Below are 19,683 nucleotides of genomic sequence, written 5' to 3' on the forward strand. Positions count from 1 at the left end.
TTCCTCCTTGTTGGCAATGCGATCACAAGTAGCTGATCGCATCACCTGTAACGAGGAGGAACTAATAGGGCTACGAGCTGATGAGCGCATTCACTCCTGCCGGTCAGGTCCGGTACACGCGGGCGATTTCCGAAGTGTCGTTTCAGCGGGCCAAATCAGGACGCATCGATGAATCGGTCGAGCACCCGCACGCCGAACTGCAGCCCCTCGACCGGCACTCGCTCATCGACCCCGTGGAACATGCCGGCGAAGTCCAGCTCCGGCGGCAGCTTCAGCGGCGCGAAGCCGAAGCAGCGGATGCCGAGGTCGTCGAAGGACTTGGCGTCGGTGCCGCCGGAGAGCATGTACGGCACGGCCCGCGCGATGGGGTCCTCGGCGCCGAGCGCGCTCTGCATGGCGTCGACGAGCTTGCCGTCGAAGTCGGTCTCCAGGGCCTTGTCGGCGTGCACGTCCTCCCGCTTCACGCGCGGGCCGAGCAGCCGGTCGAGGTCGGCGAGGAACTCCTCCTCGTAGCCGGGCAGGAACCGTCCGTCGACGTGGGCGGTTGCCTGGCCCGGGATGACGTTGACCTTGTAGCCGGCGCCGAGCATGGTGGGCGCGGCCGAGTTGCGCAGGGTGGCACCGATCATCTTGGCGATGCCGCCGAGCTTGGCGAGGGTCTCGTCCATGTTCTCCGGGTCGAGCTCGGTGCCGAGCGCGTCGGAGAGTTCGTCGAGGAAGGACCGCACGGTCTTGGTGACCCGCACCGGCCACTTGTGCCGGCCGAGCCGTCCGACGGCCTCGCACAGTTCGGTGATCGCGTTGTCGTTGTTCGTCATCGAGCCGTGGCCCGCGGTGCCGTCCACGGTGAGCCGCATCCAGTGCATGCCCTTCTGGGCGGTCTCGACGAGGTAGAGCCGCAGTTTCTCGTTGACGGTGAAGGAGAATCCGCCGACCTCGCCGATGGCCTCGGTCACGCCCTCGAACAGGTCGGGGTGCTTGTCGACGAGGTGGCGTGCGCCCCAGGTCCCGCCGGCCTCCTCGTCGGCCAGGAACGCCAGCACGATGTCCCGCGGGGGCTTGCGGCCGGTGCGCAGCCGGTCGCGGACGACCGCGAGGGTCATCGCGTCCATGTCCTTCATGTCGACGGCCCCTCGGCCCCACACGCATCCGTCGGCGATCTCGCCGGAGAACGGGTGGTGGGTCCAGTCGGCCGCGTTGGCCGGGACGACATCGAGGTGCCCGTGGATGAGCAGCGCGGGCCTGGACGGGTCCTCGCCCTCGATGCGGGCCACGGTGGAGGCGCGGCCCGGGTGGGATTCCAGGATCCGCGGTTCGAGGCCCACCTCGGCGAGCTTCTCGGCGACGTACTCGGCCGCCTTGCGCTCACCCGGACCCGAGTGGTCGCCGTAGTTGCTGGTGTCGATCCGGATCAGCTCGCGGCAGAGGTCGACGACCTCGTCCTGGCCGGTGACGCCTTCGGTCGTGCCCGTCTGGCTCACGCTGTTTCCTCCCGCAGTCGCCGCTGGTGGTCCCCCTCATCCTCCCCCCGAGGCGGGTCGCGCCCCAAGACCGGTCCCGGCCCGTCACACGGCGTTCACGACGTCCCGGGGACGCTCGGGGTGTGATCGGCCACCCTCGAAAGCCTGGTAATGTTTACGTCGTCGCCGCGGGGGAAACCCAGCGCGACAGACACCTTGTCCGGGTGGCGGAATGGCAGACGCGCTAGCTTGAGGTGCTAGTGCCCTTTATCGGGCGTGGGGGTTCAAGTCCCCCCTCGGACACCAACGAGACCCCTGTTCACCAGGGGTCTTTTGCTTTCCCGGTGCACCCGTCGACTGTGTGGGCCATCTCTCCCCCGGCGCGAAGATCCCGAGGTCACGCGGTACACCCGGCTGCCCGCGCACGCCTCGAACGGCGCCCTCAAGTGGCCGCCGAGCAACGGGAAACCTAACGTCGTACTAAAATTTCCGGCTTGTTACGGAGCTGGAGCCGGACAACCCCAGGCAGACCTGCGGGCCCGCCAGCGCCCCGGAGGCTTCCGGGATCGAGACGCGAGGACCCGATGGCAGCCATACACGAGAGCAGTGCTCTCGGCCTGCTCGACGAAGAGATCCGCGAGCGGTTCGGTGACACGGCACGTTTCTCCGGGGGGCCGGCGGCCTCCCCGCGCACCCTCGTCGACATCTTCGACGCGTCCGTACGGGCCTACCCGGACGAACTCGCCCTGGACGACGGCACCACGCGTCTCACCTACCGTGCGCTGGCCGTGCAGGTGGAGCGGCTGCGGGCCCGGCTCGCGGCGGCCGGGGTGGGGCTCGGGGACCGGGTGGGGGTGCGGGTTCCGTCCGGCACGAACGATCTCTACGTGGCGATCCTCGCCGTGCTCGCGGCCGGTGCCGCCTATGTCCGGTGGACGCCGAGGATCCGGACGAGCGGGCCGAGTTGGTGTTCGGGGAGGCGGACGTACGGGCCGTCGTCGGGGGGGGCACGAGGTGACCGTGGGCGGGCGGTCCGAGGCTCCCGCGGCCCGGCCCGGGGTCGAGCACGACGCGTGGATCATCTTCACCTCCGGGTCGACCGGGAAGCCCAAGGGCGTCGCCGTGAGCCACCGCAGTGCCGCCGCGTTCGTGGATGCCGAGGCCGCGCTGTTCCTCACGGAGGATCCGATCGGGCCCGGGGACCGGGTCATGGCGGGGCTGTCCGTGGCGTTCGACGCGTCCTGCGAGGAGATGTGGCTGGCGTGGCGGTACGGGGCCTGTCTGGTGCCCGTGCCCCGGTCGCAGGTGCGCAGTGGTGCCGATCTCGGGCCGTGGCTGGTCGAGCAGGAGATCACCGTGGTGTCGACCGTGCCCACGCTGGCCGCGTTGTGGGAGCCGGAGGCCCTGGGCGACGTACGGCTGCTGATCTTCGGCGGTGAGGCCTGTCCGCCCGAGCTGGTGCAGCGGCTGGTGACGGAGGGGCGCGAGGTCTGGAACACGTACGGGCCGACCGAGGCGACCGTCGTGGCCTGTGCGTCGCTGCTGGGCAACGAGGAGACGGTGCGGATCGGGCTGCCGCTCAGAGGGTGGGAGCTGGCCGTCGTCGACGAGGCCGGGGAGCCCGTGCCGATGGGTGGCAGTGGGCAGTTGGTGATCGGCGGGGTCGGGCTCGCCCGGTATCTCGACGCCGAGAAGGACGCGGAGAAGTACGCGCCGCTTCGGTCGCTGGGGTGGGAACGGGCGTACCGGAGCGGCGATCTGGTGCGGGCCGAGCCCGAGGGGCTGGTCTTCCTCGGGCGGGCCGACGAGCAGATCAAGCTCGGCGGGCGGCGCATCGAGCTCGGTGAGGTGGACGCCGCGCTGCAGGCGCTGCCCGGGGTCGCGGGTGCCGCGGCCGCCGTGCGGAGCGCACGGAGCGGGAACCAGCTCCTCGTCGGCTATGTCGTCACCCAGGAGGGATGGGACGCGGGGGCGGCGGTGGAGCGGCTGCGGGCCGAGTTGCCCGCGGCGCTGGTGCCGCTGCTCGCGCCGGTCGACGACCTGCCGACCCGCACGTCCGGCAAGGTCGACCGGAACGCGCTGCCGTGGCCCCTGGAGGGGCTTCAGGCCGGCGGCAAGGCCGAACAGTTGTACGGCACCGAGGCCTGGCTGGCCGAGCAGTGGACCGAGGTCCTCGGCATACCGGTCACCGCGGCCGCCGACGACTTCTTCGCGATCGGCGGCAGCAGCCTGGCCGCCGCTCAGCTCACGACGCGGCTGCGCACCCGCTATCCGAGCGCCGCCGTCCTCGACATCTATCAGCAGCCCACGCTGCGCAAACTGGCCCGCCGGCTCGAGGAGTCCGCGCAGGACGACGGCGCCGCCAGGGTCGTGGCGCCGGTGCCGCGGCGGGCGCAGACAGTCCAGCTGCTGCTGCTCGTACCGCTGTTCACGCTGCTCGGGCTGCGCTGGACCGTCGTACTCGCCGCGCTCGGGAACGTCCTGACCGCCTGCTCCTGGCTGCCGACCGCCCCGTGGTGGCTCATCGGGGCCGGTGCCGTGCTGTTCTTCAGTCCGCCGGGGCGGCTCGGGATCGCCGCGGGCGGGGCGCGGCTGCTGCTGCGGGGTGTGCAGCCGGGGCGGTATCGGCGCGGTGGGAGCGTTCATCTGCGGCTGTGGGCCGCGGAGCGGCTGGCGGAGGTCAGTGGGGCGACCTCACTGACCGGGTCGTGGCTGGAGCGGTACGCGCGGGCGCTGGGCGCCAAGGTCGGACCGGACGTGGACCTGCACTCGCTGCCGCCGGTCACCGGCATGCTCAAGCTGGGCCGGGGCGCGGCCGTGGAGTCCGAGGTCGATCTGTCCGGGTACTGGCTGGACGGCGACCGACTGGAGATCGGGCCGGTCAAGGTCGGTGCGCATGCCGTCGTCGGCACGCGCAGCATGCTCTTTCCGGGCGCCCGCGTGGGCAAACGGGCCGAGGTGGCGCCCGGTTCGGCCGTCGCCGGGCAGGTTCCGACCGGGCAGCGGTGGGCGGGTGCGCCGGCCGTGAAGCTGGGGAAGGCCAAACGGAACTGGCCGAAGGAGCGGCCGCAGCGGGGTGCCTGGTGGCGGGCGATGTACGGGGTGACGGGCTTCGCGCTGAGCGCCCTCCCCGTTGTCGCCGCCGCTGTCGCGCTGCTGGTGGCGGGCCTGTTCGTCGGCCCGGACGCCGGGCTCGCGGAGGCCCTGCGCGGGGCCGCGCTCGCGCTGGTGCCGGCGACGCTCGCCTTCGGGCTGGCGTACGCACTGCTGATCCTGGTCGCCGTACGGCTGCTGAGCCTGGGGCTGGGCGAGGGGACGTATCCCACGCACAGCCGGACCGGCTGGCAGGCGTGGACCGTCACTCAGCTGATGGACCGCTCCCGGGACACGCTGTTCCCGCTGTACGCCGGGCTGGTCACGCCGGTGTGGCTGCGGCTGCTCGGGATGCGGATCGGGCGCGGTGCGGAGGTGTCGACGGTGCTCGCGCTGCCCAGCCTGACCACGGTGGGTGAGGGCGCGTTCCTCGCCGACGACACGTTGACCGCGCCGTACGAGCTCGGCGGCGGCTGGATGCGGATCGGGCGCGCTCAGATCGGGCGGCGGGCGTTCCTCGGCAACTCGGGGATGACCGCGCCGGGGCGCAGTGTGCCGGACGGCGGGCTGGTGGGCGTTCTGTCCGCGACGCCGAAGAAGGCCAAGAAGGGCAGCTCCTACCTCGGGCTGCCGCCGGTCAAGCTGCCGCGCAGTGCGGCCGACGGGGACCGGAGCCGGACGTACGACCCGCCGGCGCGGCTGCTGTGGGCGCGTGGGCTGGTGGAGCTGTGCCGGATCGTGCCGGTGTTCTGCTCGGCGGGGCTGGCCGTGCTGACGGTGGCGGCGCTGTGTGCGCTGGGCGGCTGGGCGTGGCTGCTGGGCGGGCTGGTGCTGCTCGCGGCGGGCGTCGTGGCGGGTGTGGTCTCCGTGGTGGCGAAGTGGGTGCTCGTGGGGCGGCACCGCAGCGGGGAGCATCCGCTGTGGAGCGCCTTCGTGTGGCGCAACGAGCTGGCGGACACGTTCGTGGAGGTGCTGGCCGTGCCGTGGCTGGCGGGGTCGGTGCCGGGTACGCCGGTGATGACGGCCTGGCTGCGCGGGCTCGGGGCACGGATCGGCAGGGGTGCCTGGGTGGAGAGCTACTGGCTGCCCGAGGCGGATCTGGTGACGCTGGAGGACGCGGTCACCGTGAACCGGGGCTGTGTGCTGCAGACGCACCTCTTCCACGACCGGATCTTGCGGACGGATACTGTGGTTCTCCGTGAGGGCGCGACGCTGGGTCCTGGCGGAATCGTCCTGCCCGGCAGCACGGTCGGGGCCCGTACGACACTGGGTCCCGCGTCGTTGGTGATGGCTGCGGAGTCCGTTCCCGACGACACCCGCTGGCTGGGCAACCCGATCGAGGCATGGCGCCGCTGAGTGCTCTTACGGCGACGGGGGACGAGGAACGTCGTACGAGCACAGCGCAGGGAGCAGACGCAGCAGTGGCAGTTCAGCAGTCCGTGGGAGCGGACCCGTACTTCCCCGACAACGGTGATCCCCGTTACCGGGTGCACCGCTATGAACTCGCGCTGGACTACCGCCCGGGACCCAACCGGCTGGCCGGCACGGCCCGGATCAACGCGATAGCGGGGCGGGCGGCGCTCGCCGAGTTCCAGCTCAACCTGGCCGACTTCAGGATCGGCCGAGTGCGGGTGGACGGGCGGCAGGCGCACTACACCCACCGGGGCGGCCGACTGCGGATCCGGCCCGCCAAGCCGCTGCGGGCCGGGGCCGCGTTCACCGTGGAGGTGCACTGGTCGGGCAACCCCAAGCCGGTGAACAGCCCCTGGGGCGGGCTCGGCTGGGAGGAGCTGGCGGACGGGGCGCTGGTGGCGAGCCAGCCGGTCGGGGCGCCGTCCTGGTACCCGTGCAACGACCGGCCGGCCGACAAGGCGTCGTACCAGATCTCGGTCACCACACCGTCCGCGTACGCGGTGGTGGCGGGCGGGCGGCTGCTGACCCGGACGACGAAGGCCTCGACGACCACCTGGGTGTACGAGCAGTCGGCGCCGACGTCCAGCTATCTGGTGGGGCTGTCCATCGGGAAGTACCAGACGGTGCTGCTGGGCGATCCGGGGCCGGGCGGTGTGCCGCAGCACGGGCACATTCCGGCGCATCTGCTGCCGGAGTTCTCGCGGGACTTCGCGCGCCAGCCGGCGATGATGGAGCTGTTCCAGGAGCTGTTCGGGCCGTACCCGTTCGAGGAGTACGCGGTCGTCGTGACCGAGGAGGAGCTCGACGTCCCCGTCGAGGCACAGGGGTTGTCGCTGTTCGGCGCCAACCATGTGGACGGGGCGCGGGGTTGGGAGCGGCTGGTGGCGCACGAGCTGGCGCATCAGTGGTTCGGGAACAGTGTGTCCATCGCCGACTGGCGGCATATCTGGCTGAACGAGGGGTTCGCGAAGTACGCCGAGTGGCTGTGGTCGGAGCGATCGGGCGGGCGGACGGCGCAGCAGCACGCCGCGGCCGCGCACCGGTTGCTCGCCGGGAAGGCGCAGGATCTGAAGCTGGCCGATCCGGGGCGCAAGCTGATGTTCGACGACCGGCTGTATCAGCGGGGCGGGCTCGTCGTGCATGCGGTGCGGTGTGCGCTGGGTGACGAGGTCTTCTTCCAGATGCTGCGCGGGTGGGCGGGCCTGCACCGGGGTGGTGCCGTGACGACGGCGACCTTCACCGCGCATGTGGCCCGCTTCGCGTCCGAGCCGCTGGACGAGCTGTTCAGGGCGTGGCTGGAGGAGCCGGCGCTGCCGCCCCTGCCGGAACAGGAGCTGCGGATTCCGGTGCGGCCGGCTCATCCACCGAGCGCTTCCTAGGAGTTCGGCACCTTCAGCTTGTCCCAGCTGAACTTGCCGGGGATGCCGTCCGCGTCCTTGCCCTTGAAGCCGAGTTTCTGTTGCCAGGCCTGGTAGGAGCGGCGGTCGGCCTCCGTCCACTCGGGGCCCGGGCCCTCCTCGTAGCGGCTGCAGCCCTCGGCGACGAGACGGCGGCCCATGGCGGTGATGACCGGGGAGTTCTGGCCGACGTGGAAGAAGCCGCTGCCGGGGAAGGGCTCGTACGTCGGCCTGGGCTGCGGTTGCGGCTTCGGGTCGGGCGCCTGGGGCTTGCCGCCGAGCCGCTGGGCGATGCGCCTGCGCATGCCGTCCATCGTGAAGCCGCGCGGGTCCACCTTGCCCGGCTGCCACTCCTTGTGGCCGATGACGGAACGTTCGGACCAGCCGTGGTGGCGGCAGATCGCGGCGGCCACCTTCTCGATGGCCTCCTTCTGCGCCTCGGGCCAGGGGTCCTTGCCGTTGCCGAGGTTGATGCACTCGAAGCCGTAGAAGTGCCGGTTGCCGTCGGTGTCGGCCTCGTTGTCGGGCGGCAGTTTCGTCTCGTTGATCACCGCGCGCAGGACGTCGCTGTCGCCGAGCCCGGCGTGGTTGGCGCGGCCGTTGCCGACGAGGTGGATGTGGCCCTTCTTGTCGATGACGCCGTGGCAGAGGGGGCCGGGGAGGCTGGAGTAGCCGTCGTAGCAGATGTCGACGGACGCGGCGGTGCCCGAGGTGACGGTGTGGTGGATCATCACGCCGTTGACCGGGCCCCAGGGGCCCTTGCTGTTGCGGTTGTGGTTGCGCCAGTTGCGGACCTCGTGGACCGTCAGGCCCTCCGCGCGCAGGATCTCCACCATCTTGGACGCGCTCAGTGGCTTGGCCATCACTCGTCTCCTTCCACGGCGGCCTCCGCCTGTGCTGTGGTCTGCGACCGTCCGCCGGAGGGGTCGGACTCGGCCGCCAGTTCCTCACGGCGGGCCTGGTCCTCGGCCGCGAGCGTCGCCTCGTCGGCGGCGGGCATGCTGCCGGCCAGCGGGCCGAAGGCGAGGCGCAGATCGACCGCGCTGCCCTCGCCCTTGATCAGAGCCAGCGGGGCGTGGTGGCGGGCGATGCCGGCCGGGGCCTGGAGCAGCGGGCGGCGGGCCGGGTCGGCGGGCCACTCGACGCTGCCGGTGGCGGTGCGGGCGGGAATGATCCAGTGGTCGCCGGTGCGGTAGCTGCCGCCCTTGGCGAAGTAGACCTCGACGCCGTCCTCCAGGGGCAGCCACTCCCCTCGGTGACCGGGACGGCCCCGCCGCGCAGGGCGGTCGTACGGCCCTTGCGCCTGGGGCCCTCGTGGTGGTCCCAGCGGCGCAGGAAGGGGTGGAGGTGGGGCAGGCGGCCGACGCCCGGCGCGGGTTCGGCGGAGAGGCGGACGCGGCGGCCGGGGAGGTCGAGTTCCTCGACACGGAGCAGAGGCAGGGGTTCGAGGCGGGAGGCGTGGGCCGTGTCCGTGAACTCGACGTGGTCGCCGACGTCGAGGTCCAGTTTCCCGTCGTGGCCGAGGGTGGCCAACTGCACCCAGGTGCCGTCGAGTTCGTCGACCGGGAAGACCACGGAGCCGTTCTCCCGGGACCACTTGAAGGTGGCGTCCTTCGCCTCGCCGCCGGCGTGCACCTCGACGCGGTACAGCTGGTTCTCGGGGCCGCGGTAGCGGGCGTCGGGCTTGACCAGGCAGGGGTCCTCGTCGGCGTGGTCGGGGCGTTCGCTGCGGGCGGCCAGCCGGGCCGAGGGGGCGGACCGGCGCTGCGCCCAGTGGGCGAAGGCGGCGCGGACGACCTCCTTGGACGGGTCGGGCTCCTCGATCTCGAGGGCGGCCAGGGACAGCGGCAGGACCTGCCAGACGACCTTGACGCGGGCGGCGGTGTCGGGCATCGCCGCGCCGAGCGCGACCTCGCGCAGCGCCGGGTCCTCGGCCGCGGTCACCGAGCGCTCCCAGACGTGCAGGTAGACCACGAACGGCGACTGCGCGGGCGAGGGCAGCCGGTCGCCCGGCTTCTCCGGGTCCCGGAAGCCGTCGGGCTGGTCCCAGTACGTCCAGTGCCCAAGGGGTTCCGGGGTCTCCTGATCGTCCTCGTCCAGGACGGGGACGCCGGGCGCCGGGCGGCTCGCGTCGCACAGGATGCCGTCGACGTAGTAGCGGCCGCCGTGGATGTGCAGGGTGTCCAGGTCGTGCTTGCCGCCCACGTACTCGATACGGAATCCGGCGGCGTCGCGCGGCCCGCCGTGCGGTCCGATCAGGTCGGCGGCGAGGGTGCGGGCCTGGTGGAGCTGGATCGCGGCCTGCTCGTTGGTGTCGGCGTCGAGCTGGACGCGGCCCTGCTGGGCGACGACCGCGGAGTAGTGCCGTTCCGGGCGGAACGTGAAGCGGGAGAGGTCAGCGTGCATGAAGGGGGTCCCCCTGGTTCAGGAAGGTGCGTGTCAAGTCGGTGGCGGTGCGGCTCACGTCACGAAGAAGATCCCGGCGTCCGTGCCGGCGGGCGTGTACTCCGCGAGGCGGGCGCGCAGGCCGTCCTCGCGCTGCGGCCGGTACAGGTCGTGGAAGGCGCCCATCTCGGCGCCGTCGTCGGCGCCGCGCCGGAGCTCCTTGTCGCAGCGGTCGGCCAACTGCCCGTACCAGGGCGTCCCATAGCGCTGGGAGACGAACAACGGCCGTACGTGAGGGGCCAGGTCCGGTTGGCAGCGGTACCTGCGCGGCGTACGCGACCCGCTGGGGACGTACGAGAAACGCAGACAGCCGATACCGCGGCGGGCCACGTGCAGGCGTCCGGTGAAGACCGAGTTCTCGGCGATGCGGACGGCGTGCGTGTGGATCTCGCCGATGACGGTCGTGCGGTGCAGATGGAGCACCGCATGGGCGTGCCGGCAGTCCGGGGCGGACAGGGCCTCGCGGTCGTCGGCGGTGGCGTCGAGGATGCTGTCGCGCAGATGGATGTCGAGGGGCTCCTCGGTGACCTCGTCGCCGATGACCTCGATGGTACCGAGGATGCTGTGCTCGACCTGGAGGCAGGCGGTGGTGCGCTCCAGGACGATGCTGGGCTCCTCGGGCGAGTGCGGGTCGCACTCGGGTTCCAGGGACCAGCCGGGGACCAGGGTGCTGTGCCGGACCACGACGGCGCCCATGGGGCCGGTGACGTTGATGCCGCGGCCGGTGACGAGGAGTCCGTCGAGGGTGAGGCGGGGGCGTTCGTGCGGGGCGCAGTCGTCGGACACCGCGCGGATGTTGAGGGCGTCGGGGCGGTTGCTGTACCAATCGAGCAGGCGGATGACCGGGCGGGTGCCCTCGGCGGCGCGCAGCTCAAGCCGGTCGCCGGGGTCGAGGTCGAAGTCCAGCTGTTCCTGGTAGGCGCCGCTGTGGGTGATCTCGATGATGCCCTCGGGGCCGGTGCGGTCCGCCCGGCGGTCGTGCTGCCAGGCCCGGTAGGCGTCCATGATCTGCCGGTACGGCTGCCCGGGCCCGACCCGGTAGAAGGTCGCGTCGGGGCGGGGCACGCGGTCGTCCCGGGTGTACTCGCCGCCGCCCAGGTCGGCGCCGGACGCGTAGTGGTAGTCCACCCAGACGCCCTGGCGGGGCGCGGAACGGGAGCCGAAGGCGATGCGGCCCAGCTCGGGGTCGACGGCGACCTGGCCGCGCCTCGGCCGGTAGCGCCAGTCGGACAGGTCGGCGACGACGATGTCCGAGGGCGGCACCGGTGTGTCCTCGCCGTCGCGCCGGATGACGAAGCTCTTGCCGGGGCCGTAGTGGTCCAGCAGCCGGTCGTGGAGCTGTCGGCGGCGGATGAACGCCGGGACGTTGTCGACGGTGGCGATGTGTGTGGGCGACGGCTCCGGGAAGGGCTTGGTGACCAGCGGGGTGTCGTTGCCGAGGATCGAGAAGGTGTAGAGGTTGCGGGCGCGGTCGATGCAGTAGGCCGGGGCGGACGTGAGCGAGTACGCCTTGAGACGCCAGACGAAGAGGGCGACTCCCGCGGGGGTCCAACCGCCCTGCCGGTGATGGGAGTTCGCCCGTCGCACGTCGACCGTACGGGCCGTCGGGGAGAACGGTGCCGGAAGGTCGAGCGCGGCACCGTCGCGGAGGTCGGCGAGACGGCCGCGCTCGATGCGGTGACCCGCGCCGAGCTTCACGGGCTGGTGGTGGGCCACGAGCCGGGACAGCTCCACTGCCCGCGCGGGCCAGCCGGCGACCTGCTCGGACAGCTCCTCCAGCAGGTGCAGCGTGCCTTTGCGGCGGCGGCTCGCGACGGTCGCCGCCACGTCGCGGCGCGGGGCGACGGCCTCGGCGAGCGCGGGGCGGCCCCCGTCGTGCAGGCCGGTGGTGAGGACTCGTTCGTAGCCCGGCAGGGTGTGGTAGCCGACGAGGTCGCCCAGGTACGGCAGCACCCAGGGCGCCGCCGTCTCCACGAACAGGTCCTCATAGCCCTGCTCGACGCCGTCCCGGACGCGGTCCAGCTGCTCGGCCATGACGGCGAGCAGGGCACGCAGGGGCCCGCCCTCCTCGGCGTCGCGCAGCAGATGCCAGCGGGGCAGCAGCGCGGCGAGCGCGTCGGGATCCCTGGATGCCGCCGCTGTCGTGCTCTCGAACTCGACGTCCGGGGACATCACTTGACCTCCGTCAGAATCAGGGTGTCCGCGGCGCGCGGCGACAGCAGGGCGAGCTGGGCCGGGCGGATGCCGCGGAAGACGTACACCGACCGGCCCCTGGGCAGGCGCCGGGTGTCGGTGATGTCGGGGTTGAGGCGCAGGAGTTCGGCGAGCGGGATGCCGTGCCGGGCGCAGATCGCGGAGAGGGTCTCGCCGTCGGCGGCGCTCACGGTGTGGGTCCGCTCGTCGTAGGTCGCCGGGTGGGCCGGCACGTGGGGTTTGGGTGTGCCGGGGTGGGCGAGCAGCTCGGTGAGCTGTTCGGGGGTGGCGGACGCGGGGACGCCGGTGAAGACATCGACGTCCACGTAGTCGACTCCGGGCACGGAGTGCGCGGCGGCGAGGACCTCCGACAGCCGGGCCGGCTGTCCCAGTTCCCGCCCCTCGAAGCCGAGCCGGCGCAGCAGGGCCTGGCGCAGGCGCGGTGCGACGGTCTGCCAGGCGTGGTCGGGGGCGACCTTGACGCGGGCGGCGATGAGCAGCAGCACCAGTTCACGGACGTCCACGCGGACGGGGAGGTTCGGGTCGCCGTACTCGGTGAGGGCGCTCCGCAGGGCGCGGAGCGTGTTCCCCTCGCCGGTGGAGTCGGCGATCGGCACGTCGTCCGTGCCGGCGACCGTGACGTGCAGGACGCGCCGCCGGCCGTCGAAGAGTTCGCGTGCGGCGGCCCGGCCGATGCCGGCGCGGGAGCGGGCGAAGTCCTCGTAGTCGCCGGCCGAGACGAGCCGGTCCAGGGCGGAGACGGCAAGGGGGATGGTACGGCGGGTCAGGCCCGGTCCGTCCCCGTCCGAACCGCCGGTCGCCGGGCGCGGGTTGGTGACCGCGGTGACGCCCAGCGGTCGGGTGAGGGGCTGGGTGATGCGGTCGGCGGCGACGTTGGCCGCGCGACCGGTGCCGAAGCGGTAGCGGGCGCGGACGTTCTCGTGACCGGTGGGCAGCCGGGCGCCGTTGATGCCGTCGCCGAAGGTCACCGTCGTACGGCCGTCGGCGGTGCTGCCGGTGATGTAGACCCGCTCGCGCGGGCCGCGTCCGGCGAGGCTGTCGACCTCGTGCCAGAGCACGCCGTCGATGCGGATCTCCAGGACCGGTGTGGCGCCATGGGGGTCCCCCCGGTCGAGCGAAGTCGAGACTGGGGGAGGGTTGTCGTCGGCTAGCCAGGTGAGGGGGGTCTGCCAGAGGGCGAAGATCTGGTTGACGCGGTCGGAGTCGCCGCTGCCGATGGCCTCCTCGCGGCTCTCGCCGTGGGTGGCCTCGACGACGTTGCCGAGGATCCGGACGGTGTCGCGGCGGTAGCGGTGGGCGAGGTCGGCGGTCAGGGTCAGCCGGGTGTGGACGTGGTCGCCGGGCAGTTGCGGGTCGACGGCCGGGTCGGCGGCGGCGACGGTCACGACCTCGGTGGCGGTGACGCCGGCCACCCCGGGGATGTCGCTGCGCTCGCCGGTGACGACGAGGGTGCGGCCGGGGCGCAGTCCGTCGTACAGCTCGGCGAGTTCGATCTCGTTGCCGTGCACGTCCTCGCCGAGCGGTTCGTCGGCCAGGCGCAGCGGTTCGCCCGCCGCGTGCACGGTGGTGTCGCGGATGTGCGAGAGGAGGACGTCGAACTCGTCCAGCCAGGGGTCGGCGAGGATGAGTTCGGTGCCGCGGCCGGTGATGCCGTAGTTGGTGTACGCGGCGGTGCGGGCCGCGACGACCTGGGTGGTGACGAAGGCGAGCTTCGCGTCGCCGGGTATGCCGCCCTGGGCTCCCTTGGCGGGGCGCCGGATCGCCACCCAGCTGCCGACGGTGATGCCGTGGTGGACGGTGTCGAGCTGGAGCACACGGCGGTCGACAGGCTGCGGTTTGCTTGCGATGACCACCTCGACGTTGGGCTCGGCACTGCCCACCGTGTACCGGATGCTCACCTCGTACTCGCCGTGCGTGAACTGCTCGGCGCTGCCCGGTCGCAGGGCGATCTGCTCGGAGGTTCCGTTGTGCACGCCGACGTGGACCAGGCCGTCCGCGTCGGGCCGGGACACGAACAGGGTGCGCTCGGGCAGACCGGAGTGCAGACGGGCGGTGACGCCGGGGTCCTGGGAGTCGGTGGGGCGCCGGTTCAGCCAGCTCAGGTCGCGGTCCTGGCCGGAGCGCACGGACAGGTCCACCTGGCCGGTGCCCAGCGGGAAGGTGATGAACTGCGGGACGGGCAGGTTCTCGGCACGCTGGTCGGAGCTGCTGCCCTCGACGTACTGGAACTCCGCCCGGACCGGGACCTTGCCGCCGGTGTCGTACACGACGCGCAGGGTGACCAGCGCCGCGCCGGTGAGCGGCCAGTCCGCAGTGCGGATGACCCGGCCGCGGTTGTCCTGCACCGGCTTGAGCGGGGCGGTGGCGCCGAAGGGGGCGGCGGTGACGCGCATCGCCAGCAGCTCGCGCAGGAGCTGCGGCGTGCCGGGGGCGGCGGCTGTGCGCCAGGCCGGGTAGAGGATGCCGAGACCAGGGTTCAGGGCGGAGAGCAGGCGCGCTGTGTCGCTGCCCGGGCGCTGGGGGTTGGTGTCGCCCTGGGGGCGGGGTTGAGGCGCGCAGGGCTGGGAGTACAGCGCTCAGGGCTTTGAGAGCGGCGGTGCGCGAGTCGCCCTCAAGGGGCGCGGGCCGTGTCGATATGCGGCTCCGCCGCGCGGGCGCGACCAGCCACGACGGCGCCACAGACAACCGACCACCTGGCTCGGCCGTTTGCGACGGCGCCAACTCCAAGGCCCGCTCGGCCAGTTCCGCCAGCACCGCCTCCAACTGCTCGAACCAACTGGCAACGTCGTCGTACGGCTCGGCCAGCACCTGTGCCTCGCCGAGTCGCGCGACGGGCTCCGCGAGGCGGGCCGCGAGCCGCTCCGGGGTCCTGAGGGCGTCCAGGTCGGCTCGCAGCGGGGCGAGCACCTGGTCCTCGAAGTCCTCGATCACCGGCTGACCGGTCGCGGGTTGGGCACTTCGGGGGTGGGCGGCTCGTCGCCGGGCTCGCCCGGGGTGGCGGGCTCCGCGGTCCAGCGGCGCACCTCGTCGACGATCTCCTTCAGCGTCGGCGGGGCCGACCTGGGCAGGGAGATCGCCGTGATGCCGTCCTCCCGGTCGACGCGGGCCGCGGCGACGGGCAGCAACGTCCGTTCGCCGCCCGCCTGTTCACCGAAGACGAAGAGGAGCTGGTCCCCGGTCTGCAGGGAGTTGGCCGTGCCCTCGACGAACAGCTCCGAGCGGCGCTGAAGGTCCTCGGGGGTGACCAGCAAGGGGCGCCGGCGCCGTACCTTCAGCTCGTTGAAGTCCCAGCGGGCCGTCAGGTCGTGGCTGGTCTCGAAGGTCAGGGACTCCTCGTCGGCGGAGGCGGGCACGCTGTGGCTGCGCGCCCCGCGCGGGATCAGCACCGGCAGGGTCTCGGCGCGCGGGTCGCGTTCGAGGATGTACGCGAGATGGGTGGCGGCGGCCACTCCGGGGCGGGGCCGGTGGCCGACGAGCCGGCCGAGCAGCACCAGGGAGCGGTGTTCGTCGGCGGTGCGGAGGTAGGCCTCGTCGGCGATGCGCTCGGAGTGGAAGGTGAGCAGGTCGCCGAGGACGGCGGTGGCGTCGAGCAGGCCGATCGCCGGGTCGTCCGGGGTGCGGACGGTGAGGCCGTCGAGGGCCGGGTACGCGGGCGAGGCGAGCCGGTCGAGCAGGGCGGTCAGGAAGGAGCCGTACGCGCCGACGCGGTAGTCGAGGGCGGTGCGGCCGGGCGGGTTGTGCAGGGGGGCGGGTGCCAGACGTTCGTCATGGCCCCCACACGCCCCACCACAGGTGCAGTGCTCGCTCATCGGGCACCTCCCAGGGAAATCGCCAGCCGGCCGTTCTCCGGCCGGTCGGGGTCGTTGTCGCAGGTGGCGATCTCCAGCGGGCCGAGCCGCAGCACGCCGTCCTCCCTCTCTCCTCGGTCCTGCTCGAACAGCCGGCGCAGCCGGGTGACGTGCACGCTCTCGACGCCCGGGACGGCCGCGGCGACGGCGACCAGCCGGCTCAGCCGGACCGGTTCGCCGAAGGTCAGCGCGTCCGGGTGGAAGAAGCCGCGAGGGCCGGCGCCGAGCACCCGGTACAGCTCGGCCAGGATCTGCCCGTGCTGGTGTCCGGGCGCGGCGCACACGGTGAGCGCGATGTCGAGCGGCACCAGCCGGGCGGGGCCGACGACGAGGTCGTGGCCGATGCGCCGGTACGTCTCCAGGGACTGGGCCACGGCAGCGAGCAGCTCGTCCGACGGGGTGCCGTCGCCGAACGCGTCGACGGCGATGTGCGCCTCCTGGACGCTGCCGGTCCAGCGCAGCTCGGCGGCCGCGCGCTGCACTCCGGGCAGGGCGGAGGCGAGGGCCGCGTAGTCCTCGGCGGTCACCGCGCGCAGGCGGGTGCGGCGCAGGTCGAGCGGGGCCAGCTGGCGTACCTGTTCGACGGGTTCGGGTTCGGTGCCGCCGGTGGCGGGCAGCGGGTTGCGGACCACGGCGGCGGGCGGTGCCGCGCAGTCGTCCGCGACGACGAGGTGGTTGATGGCCTCCGCGCCGACGTTGCCCGCGCTGCCGCCGCCGAGGCGGTAGTGGATCCGCAGGCGGGCGCCCGGGGTGGGGCGGGCGCCGTGCCGGCCGTCGCCGAAGCGGAGGGCCAGCCGGCCGTCGTCCTCGAGTTCGCCGACGAAGTGACGGTCACGGGGGGCACTGTCGAGCAGGTCGCGGCGGGGCTCCCAGACCTCGTCCCCGTCCTGGAGGCGTACGGCGGGCAGGGCCCGGCGCGGGTCCTGGGTGAGGGCGCCGGTCGCGGAGCCCCGCAGCACCGGCTCGTCGGGGTGCAGTCCGGCCGCGTACGCCGGTCCCCAGCTGTGCGCGATCTCCCACGCGATGTGCCCGTCGAGGACCGTGCCCGCGCGGGCGCGGGCGGTGAGAACCTCGGTGCGGCGGAGCTTGGCGTCGAGCAACTGGTCGCTGCGGTGCAGGAGTTCGCGCAGCGCACGGACGGGGTGGAGGCGCAGTTCGAGGCGCTCCAGGATCTTCAGGCCGTAGATGACGGCGAGTTCGGAGATCTCCTCGTCGCCGAGCCCGTCGCGGTCGCGGGCGCTGCGCCACAGCTCGACGAGCCGCTGTCGGACCCGCGCCGGGATGGCGGCGATCCGCTCGGCCTGGCCCGCGGCCACGGACCGGGAGTCGGGGAACGGCACGGCCTGGGCGACGGGGGCGCGGCCGAGGACCGGGCGGAAGCGGGGCCGGACACCGGGGTAGACGGACTGTGCGAGCAGCGTCCGCAGGGCGGTGGCCTGGGCGTACGCCGTGCCCGGCACCACGCGCTCGTGGCGCTGTCCGGCGCGTTCCAGGCCGAGCCCGGCCCGGGTGGTGGCGGCCAGGCCCACGACGTCGAAGAGTTCGCGCACGTCGTCGGGGGTGAGGGCGTCACCCGACTCCGCTCGGTCCGTGAGGAAGTTGATGAGCCGCGCGGGCGCGTTGCCCTCCGTCCGGTCGGCGCAGGCGAAGGCGGGCGAAGCGAGATGGGGGTACCCCCGGCCGGAGGCTGGGGGAAGGTCGCAGGGTGTGACGACGGCGGGCTCGGGCGGCACGGTGACCGTCTCCGGGGCGGGCAGGGAGCGGCCGTGGTCGACGAGGACGACGTTGCCGCGGGCCAGGGTCACGTCGTCGATCGGGAGGCAGTCACGGCCGCCGTGCGTGCTCAGGCAGAACGGGAAGCGCAGGGCGTCCTGAGCCGCCCAGGTGACCTCCAGGACGGGCTGGTCCTCGATGCGGTCGACGGCCGGGAGCACGGAGGTCAGACGGACGGCCTGCCGGTGGCTCGGGTCCGCGTCGCCGGGGGTGCCGGTGCGCGGGCCCTTCACCTCCTCCAGGACGAGCAGATCGCCGGGCTTCAGGTCGAGCCGGCGTTCGCGGCAGGTCTCCGGGTCCACCCACTCGTCACGCAGGGTGGCCGAGGTGGCGCCCTTCGGCAGGGCGCACGCCTCGCCGCCCCACGTCCACAGCCGGATCGCGTTGTGCGCGACGCGCAGCTCCAACCGGTCGGCGGCGACGACCGGTTCGAAGACCTCCACCGAACCGCGCTCGTCGAGGTCGGCCAGGTCGCCGTCCCCGATGACCGTGCCGGGTTCGGGCCGGTCGTGCGGGTCGAGGGCGCGGACGTCGACGGAGGCGAAACGGTACGTGCCGGGAGCGAGCGTGTGGTCCCCGGCGGTTTCGACGGTGACGTACGCCCGGGCGGTGCAGCCGTCGTGCATCGCGTAGTCGATGAGCCGCACATGACGGCGTACGGAGACCCGGCGGCGCGCGGTGTCGAGGTAGGCCTCCGTGGCCACCGCGTCCTGCTGGTAGCTGATCTGGTCGCCCGTGTACGCCAGCAGCTCGACCAGGGTCGTGCCGAGGTCGGCGGGGTTGCGTTCGGCCCAGTCGGGAGTGGTGAGCGCGAGGCGGTCGAGGAGCAGCTTGCGGATGGTGTCGTAGTCGCGCGCCGTGTAGTCGATGACGGGCGCAGCCGGAAAGGCCGGCTCCTCGGAGTGGTCGTCCTTGCAGTCGAAGGGAGTCGGACAGTCGGGCCGGAAGGAGAAGGACGCGCTGTGGTAGCGCTGGTCGAAGCCGCGGAAGGGCTCGGTGCCGGGACGGCCGTACGGGTCGGTCTCCACCAGACAGAGGCGGTAGCGGGAGGTGTCGCCGGCCCGGTCGAGGGTGACGTAGAGCCGGTCGTCGAGCTCGGGGTCGTCCTCGCGTTCGATGCTGACGTCGGTCGCGGTGATGCCGGTGATGCGGCGGCCGCCGTCGATGCGGACGTTCTCCGGGGTGAGGCCGTGCGGGGCCTTGCCGAGGAAGGTGACCGTCAGGAGCAGGCCGTCGTCGCTGACCTCGACGGCGTCGACTCCGTTGAGCTGGGCCGCTCTCACCTTGTTCCGGCGGGATGCGGTGGTGCCGGTGGTCATGCGGCCCTCCCTGCGAAGACGTCGTCGCGGCGGGTGCCGGTGGCGCGGACGACGTACGACAGATACACCCGGACGACGGTGTCCTCACCGACCACGTCGAGGGCCTCCACCTCGATGAGGCCGCCGAGCCAGCGCTGCAGGGCAGCCTGGACGGACAGCTCGAGGGTGTTGATCAGCTCAGGGCTGTTCGGAGCGAAGACCAGGTCGAGGAGCCCGCAGCCGAAGTCGGGGCGCATGACGCGCTCGCCTGGGCTGGTGAACAGGAGTTGCTCGATCAGGTCGTGGACGTGGTCGCCGTGCCGGGCGTGGGCGGTGCGGCCGCGGCGGTCGGCGCGGAAGGGGAAGGCGATGTCGGTGGTTTTCGTGGCGCTCATCGGACGGTGACCTTTCGCTGCGCGGCCTGGACGACGGGCGGTCCCTGCGGCACCAGGGCCGCGGTGAGGCACTGGGCCGCGGAGGTGTCGAGCAGCACGGGCGCGCCGTCGACCGTGACGCCGGTGCTGTCGGCGGTCCAGCGGACCGAGACGCAGGGCAGGGGCACACCGTCGACGGTGTGCGGGCAGCCGGTGACCACATAGCTGTGGGCGGCCGTGGCGACGGGGACACCGTCGCTGAACACGGCCCCGGCCGGTGTGGTGGCGGCGGTGACGCGGCCGCCGTGCGGGCAGCCGATCACGGCACCGGCGTCGAGCAGACTCGCGGACAACGTGTTTACTCCCCC

General features: G+C 72.8%; 9 protein-coding genes, 1 tRNA gene and 2 pseudogenes. 3 read left to right on the plus strand and 9 right to left on the minus strand.

What is annotated here, in order from left to right:
- Positions 1-155 precede the first annotated feature (155 nt).
- Entirely contained in the window at positions 156-1,481 is a 1,326-nt protein-coding gene (locus StrepF001_RS04775; RefSeq protein ID WP_129796996.1) for a M20/M25/M40 family metallo-hydrolase, read from the minus strand.
- A 197-nt stretch (positions 1,482-1,678) separates the two neighbouring features.
- Here StrepF001_RS04775 and StrepF001_RS04780 point away from each other — a divergent pair.
- From StrepF001_RS04780 to StrepF001_RS04790, 3 genes and pseudogenes are all read left to right on the plus strand, one after another.
- A tRNA-Leu gene (locus tag StrepF001_RS04780) sits at positions 1,679-1,766 on the plus strand.
- 278 nt (positions 1,767-2,044) lie between these two features.
- Positions 2,045-5,909, plus strand: a pseudogene (locus StrepF001_RS04785) (Pls/PosA family non-ribosomal peptide synthetase).
- 65 nt (positions 5,910-5,974) lie between these two features.
- Entirely contained in the window at positions 5,975-7,345 is a 1,371-nt protein-coding gene (locus StrepF001_RS04790) for a M1 family metallopeptidase (RefSeq protein ID WP_129796997.1), read from the plus strand.
- Here the strand turns inward: StrepF001_RS04790 and StrepF001_RS04795 are convergent.
- The 8 genes and pseudogenes from StrepF001_RS04795 to StrepF001_RS04825 form a co-directional block, all read right to left on the minus strand.
- Complete coding sequence (locus tag StrepF001_RS04795) at positions 7,342-8,226, minus strand: peptidoglycan-binding protein (RefSeq protein ID WP_129796998.1); 885 nt, start codon at positions 8,224-8,226, stop codon at positions 7,342-7,344. The two genes, StrepF001_RS04790 and StrepF001_RS04795, sit on opposite strands and share 4 nt — an antisense overlap.
- Positions 8,226-9,769 (minus strand): annotated as a pseudogene (locus tag StrepF001_RS04800) (DUF6519 domain-containing protein). The gene StrepF001_RS04795 and the pseudogene StrepF001_RS04800 overlap by 1 nt, the downstream one beginning before the upstream one ends.
- Positions 9,770-9,823: 54 nt before the next feature.
- A complete protein-coding gene (locus StrepF001_RS04805; RefSeq protein WP_129796999.1) occupies positions 9,824-11,980 on the minus strand; it encodes a hypothetical protein in 2,157 nt (718 codons plus the stop codon).
- Entirely contained in the window at positions 11,980-14,415 is a 2,436-nt protein-coding gene (locus StrepF001_RS47265; RefSeq protein ID WP_240797282.1) for a putative baseplate assembly protein, read from the minus strand. Before StrepF001_RS47265 ends, StrepF001_RS04805 begins: the two co-directional genes overlap by 1 nt.
- A gap of 534 nt (positions 14,416-14,949) precedes the next feature.
- Positions 14,950-15,831 (minus strand): hypothetical protein, encoded by an 882-nt coding sequence (locus StrepF001_RS47270; protein ID WP_240797283.1) that lies wholly within the window; start codon positions 15,829-15,831, stop codon positions 14,950-14,952.
- Positions 15,828-18,962, minus strand: a complete 3,135-nt coding sequence (locus StrepF001_RS04815; RefSeq protein WP_129797000.1) for a putative baseplate assembly protein — start codon at positions 18,960-18,962, stop codon at positions 15,828-15,830. The genes StrepF001_RS47270 and StrepF001_RS04815 overlap by 4 nt, the downstream gene beginning before the upstream one ends.
- Complete coding sequence (locus StrepF001_RS04820) at positions 18,959-19,336, minus strand: GPW/gp25 family protein (protein ID WP_129797001.1); 378 nt, start codon at positions 19,334-19,336, stop codon at positions 18,959-18,961. The genes StrepF001_RS04815 and StrepF001_RS04820 overlap by 4 nt, the downstream gene beginning before the upstream one ends.
- Positions 19,333-19,668 carry a hypothetical protein gene (locus tag StrepF001_RS04825; protein ID WP_129797002.1) on the minus strand — a complete coding sequence of 112 codons (336 nt, stop codon included), beginning with the start codon at positions 19,666-19,668 and terminating at the stop codon, positions 19,333-19,335. The genes StrepF001_RS04820 and StrepF001_RS04825 overlap by 4 nt, the downstream gene beginning before the upstream one ends.
- Positions 19,669-19,683: the final 15 nt, after the last annotated feature.

The sequence above is a fragment of the Streptomyces sp. F001 genome (assembly GCF_004187715.1).
GTDB classification, from domain to species: Bacteria; Actinomycetota; Actinomycetes; order Streptomycetales; family Streptomycetaceae; genus Streptomyces; species Streptomyces flavusporus.

Excerpts from the sequence above, each read along its gene's own strand:
- StrepF001_RS04815 (WP_129797000.1), bottom strand. The coding sequence starts at position 18,962 with ATGACCACCGGCACCACCGCATCCCGCCGGAACAAGGTGAGAGCGGCC.
- StrepF001_RS47270 (WP_240797283.1), bottom strand. The coding sequence starts at position 15,831 with ATGAGCGAGCACTGCACCTGTGGTGGGGCGTGTGGGGGCCATGACGAA.
- StrepF001_RS04805 (WP_129796999.1), bottom strand. The coding sequence starts at position 11,980 with ATGTCCCCGGACGTCGAGTTCGAGAGCACGACAGCGGCGGCATCCAGG.
- StrepF001_RS04795 (WP_129796998.1), bottom strand. The coding sequence starts at position 8,226 with ATGGCCAAGCCACTGAGCGCGTCCAAGATGGTGGAGATCCTGCGCGCG.
- StrepF001_RS47265 (WP_240797282.1), bottom strand. The coding sequence starts at position 14,415 with ATGCGCGTCACCGCCGCCCCCTTCGGCGCCACCGCCCCGCTCAAGCCG.
- StrepF001_RS04820 (WP_129797001.1), bottom strand. The coding sequence starts at position 19,336 with ATGAGCGCCACGAAAACCACCGACATCGCCTTCCCCTTCCGCGCCGAC.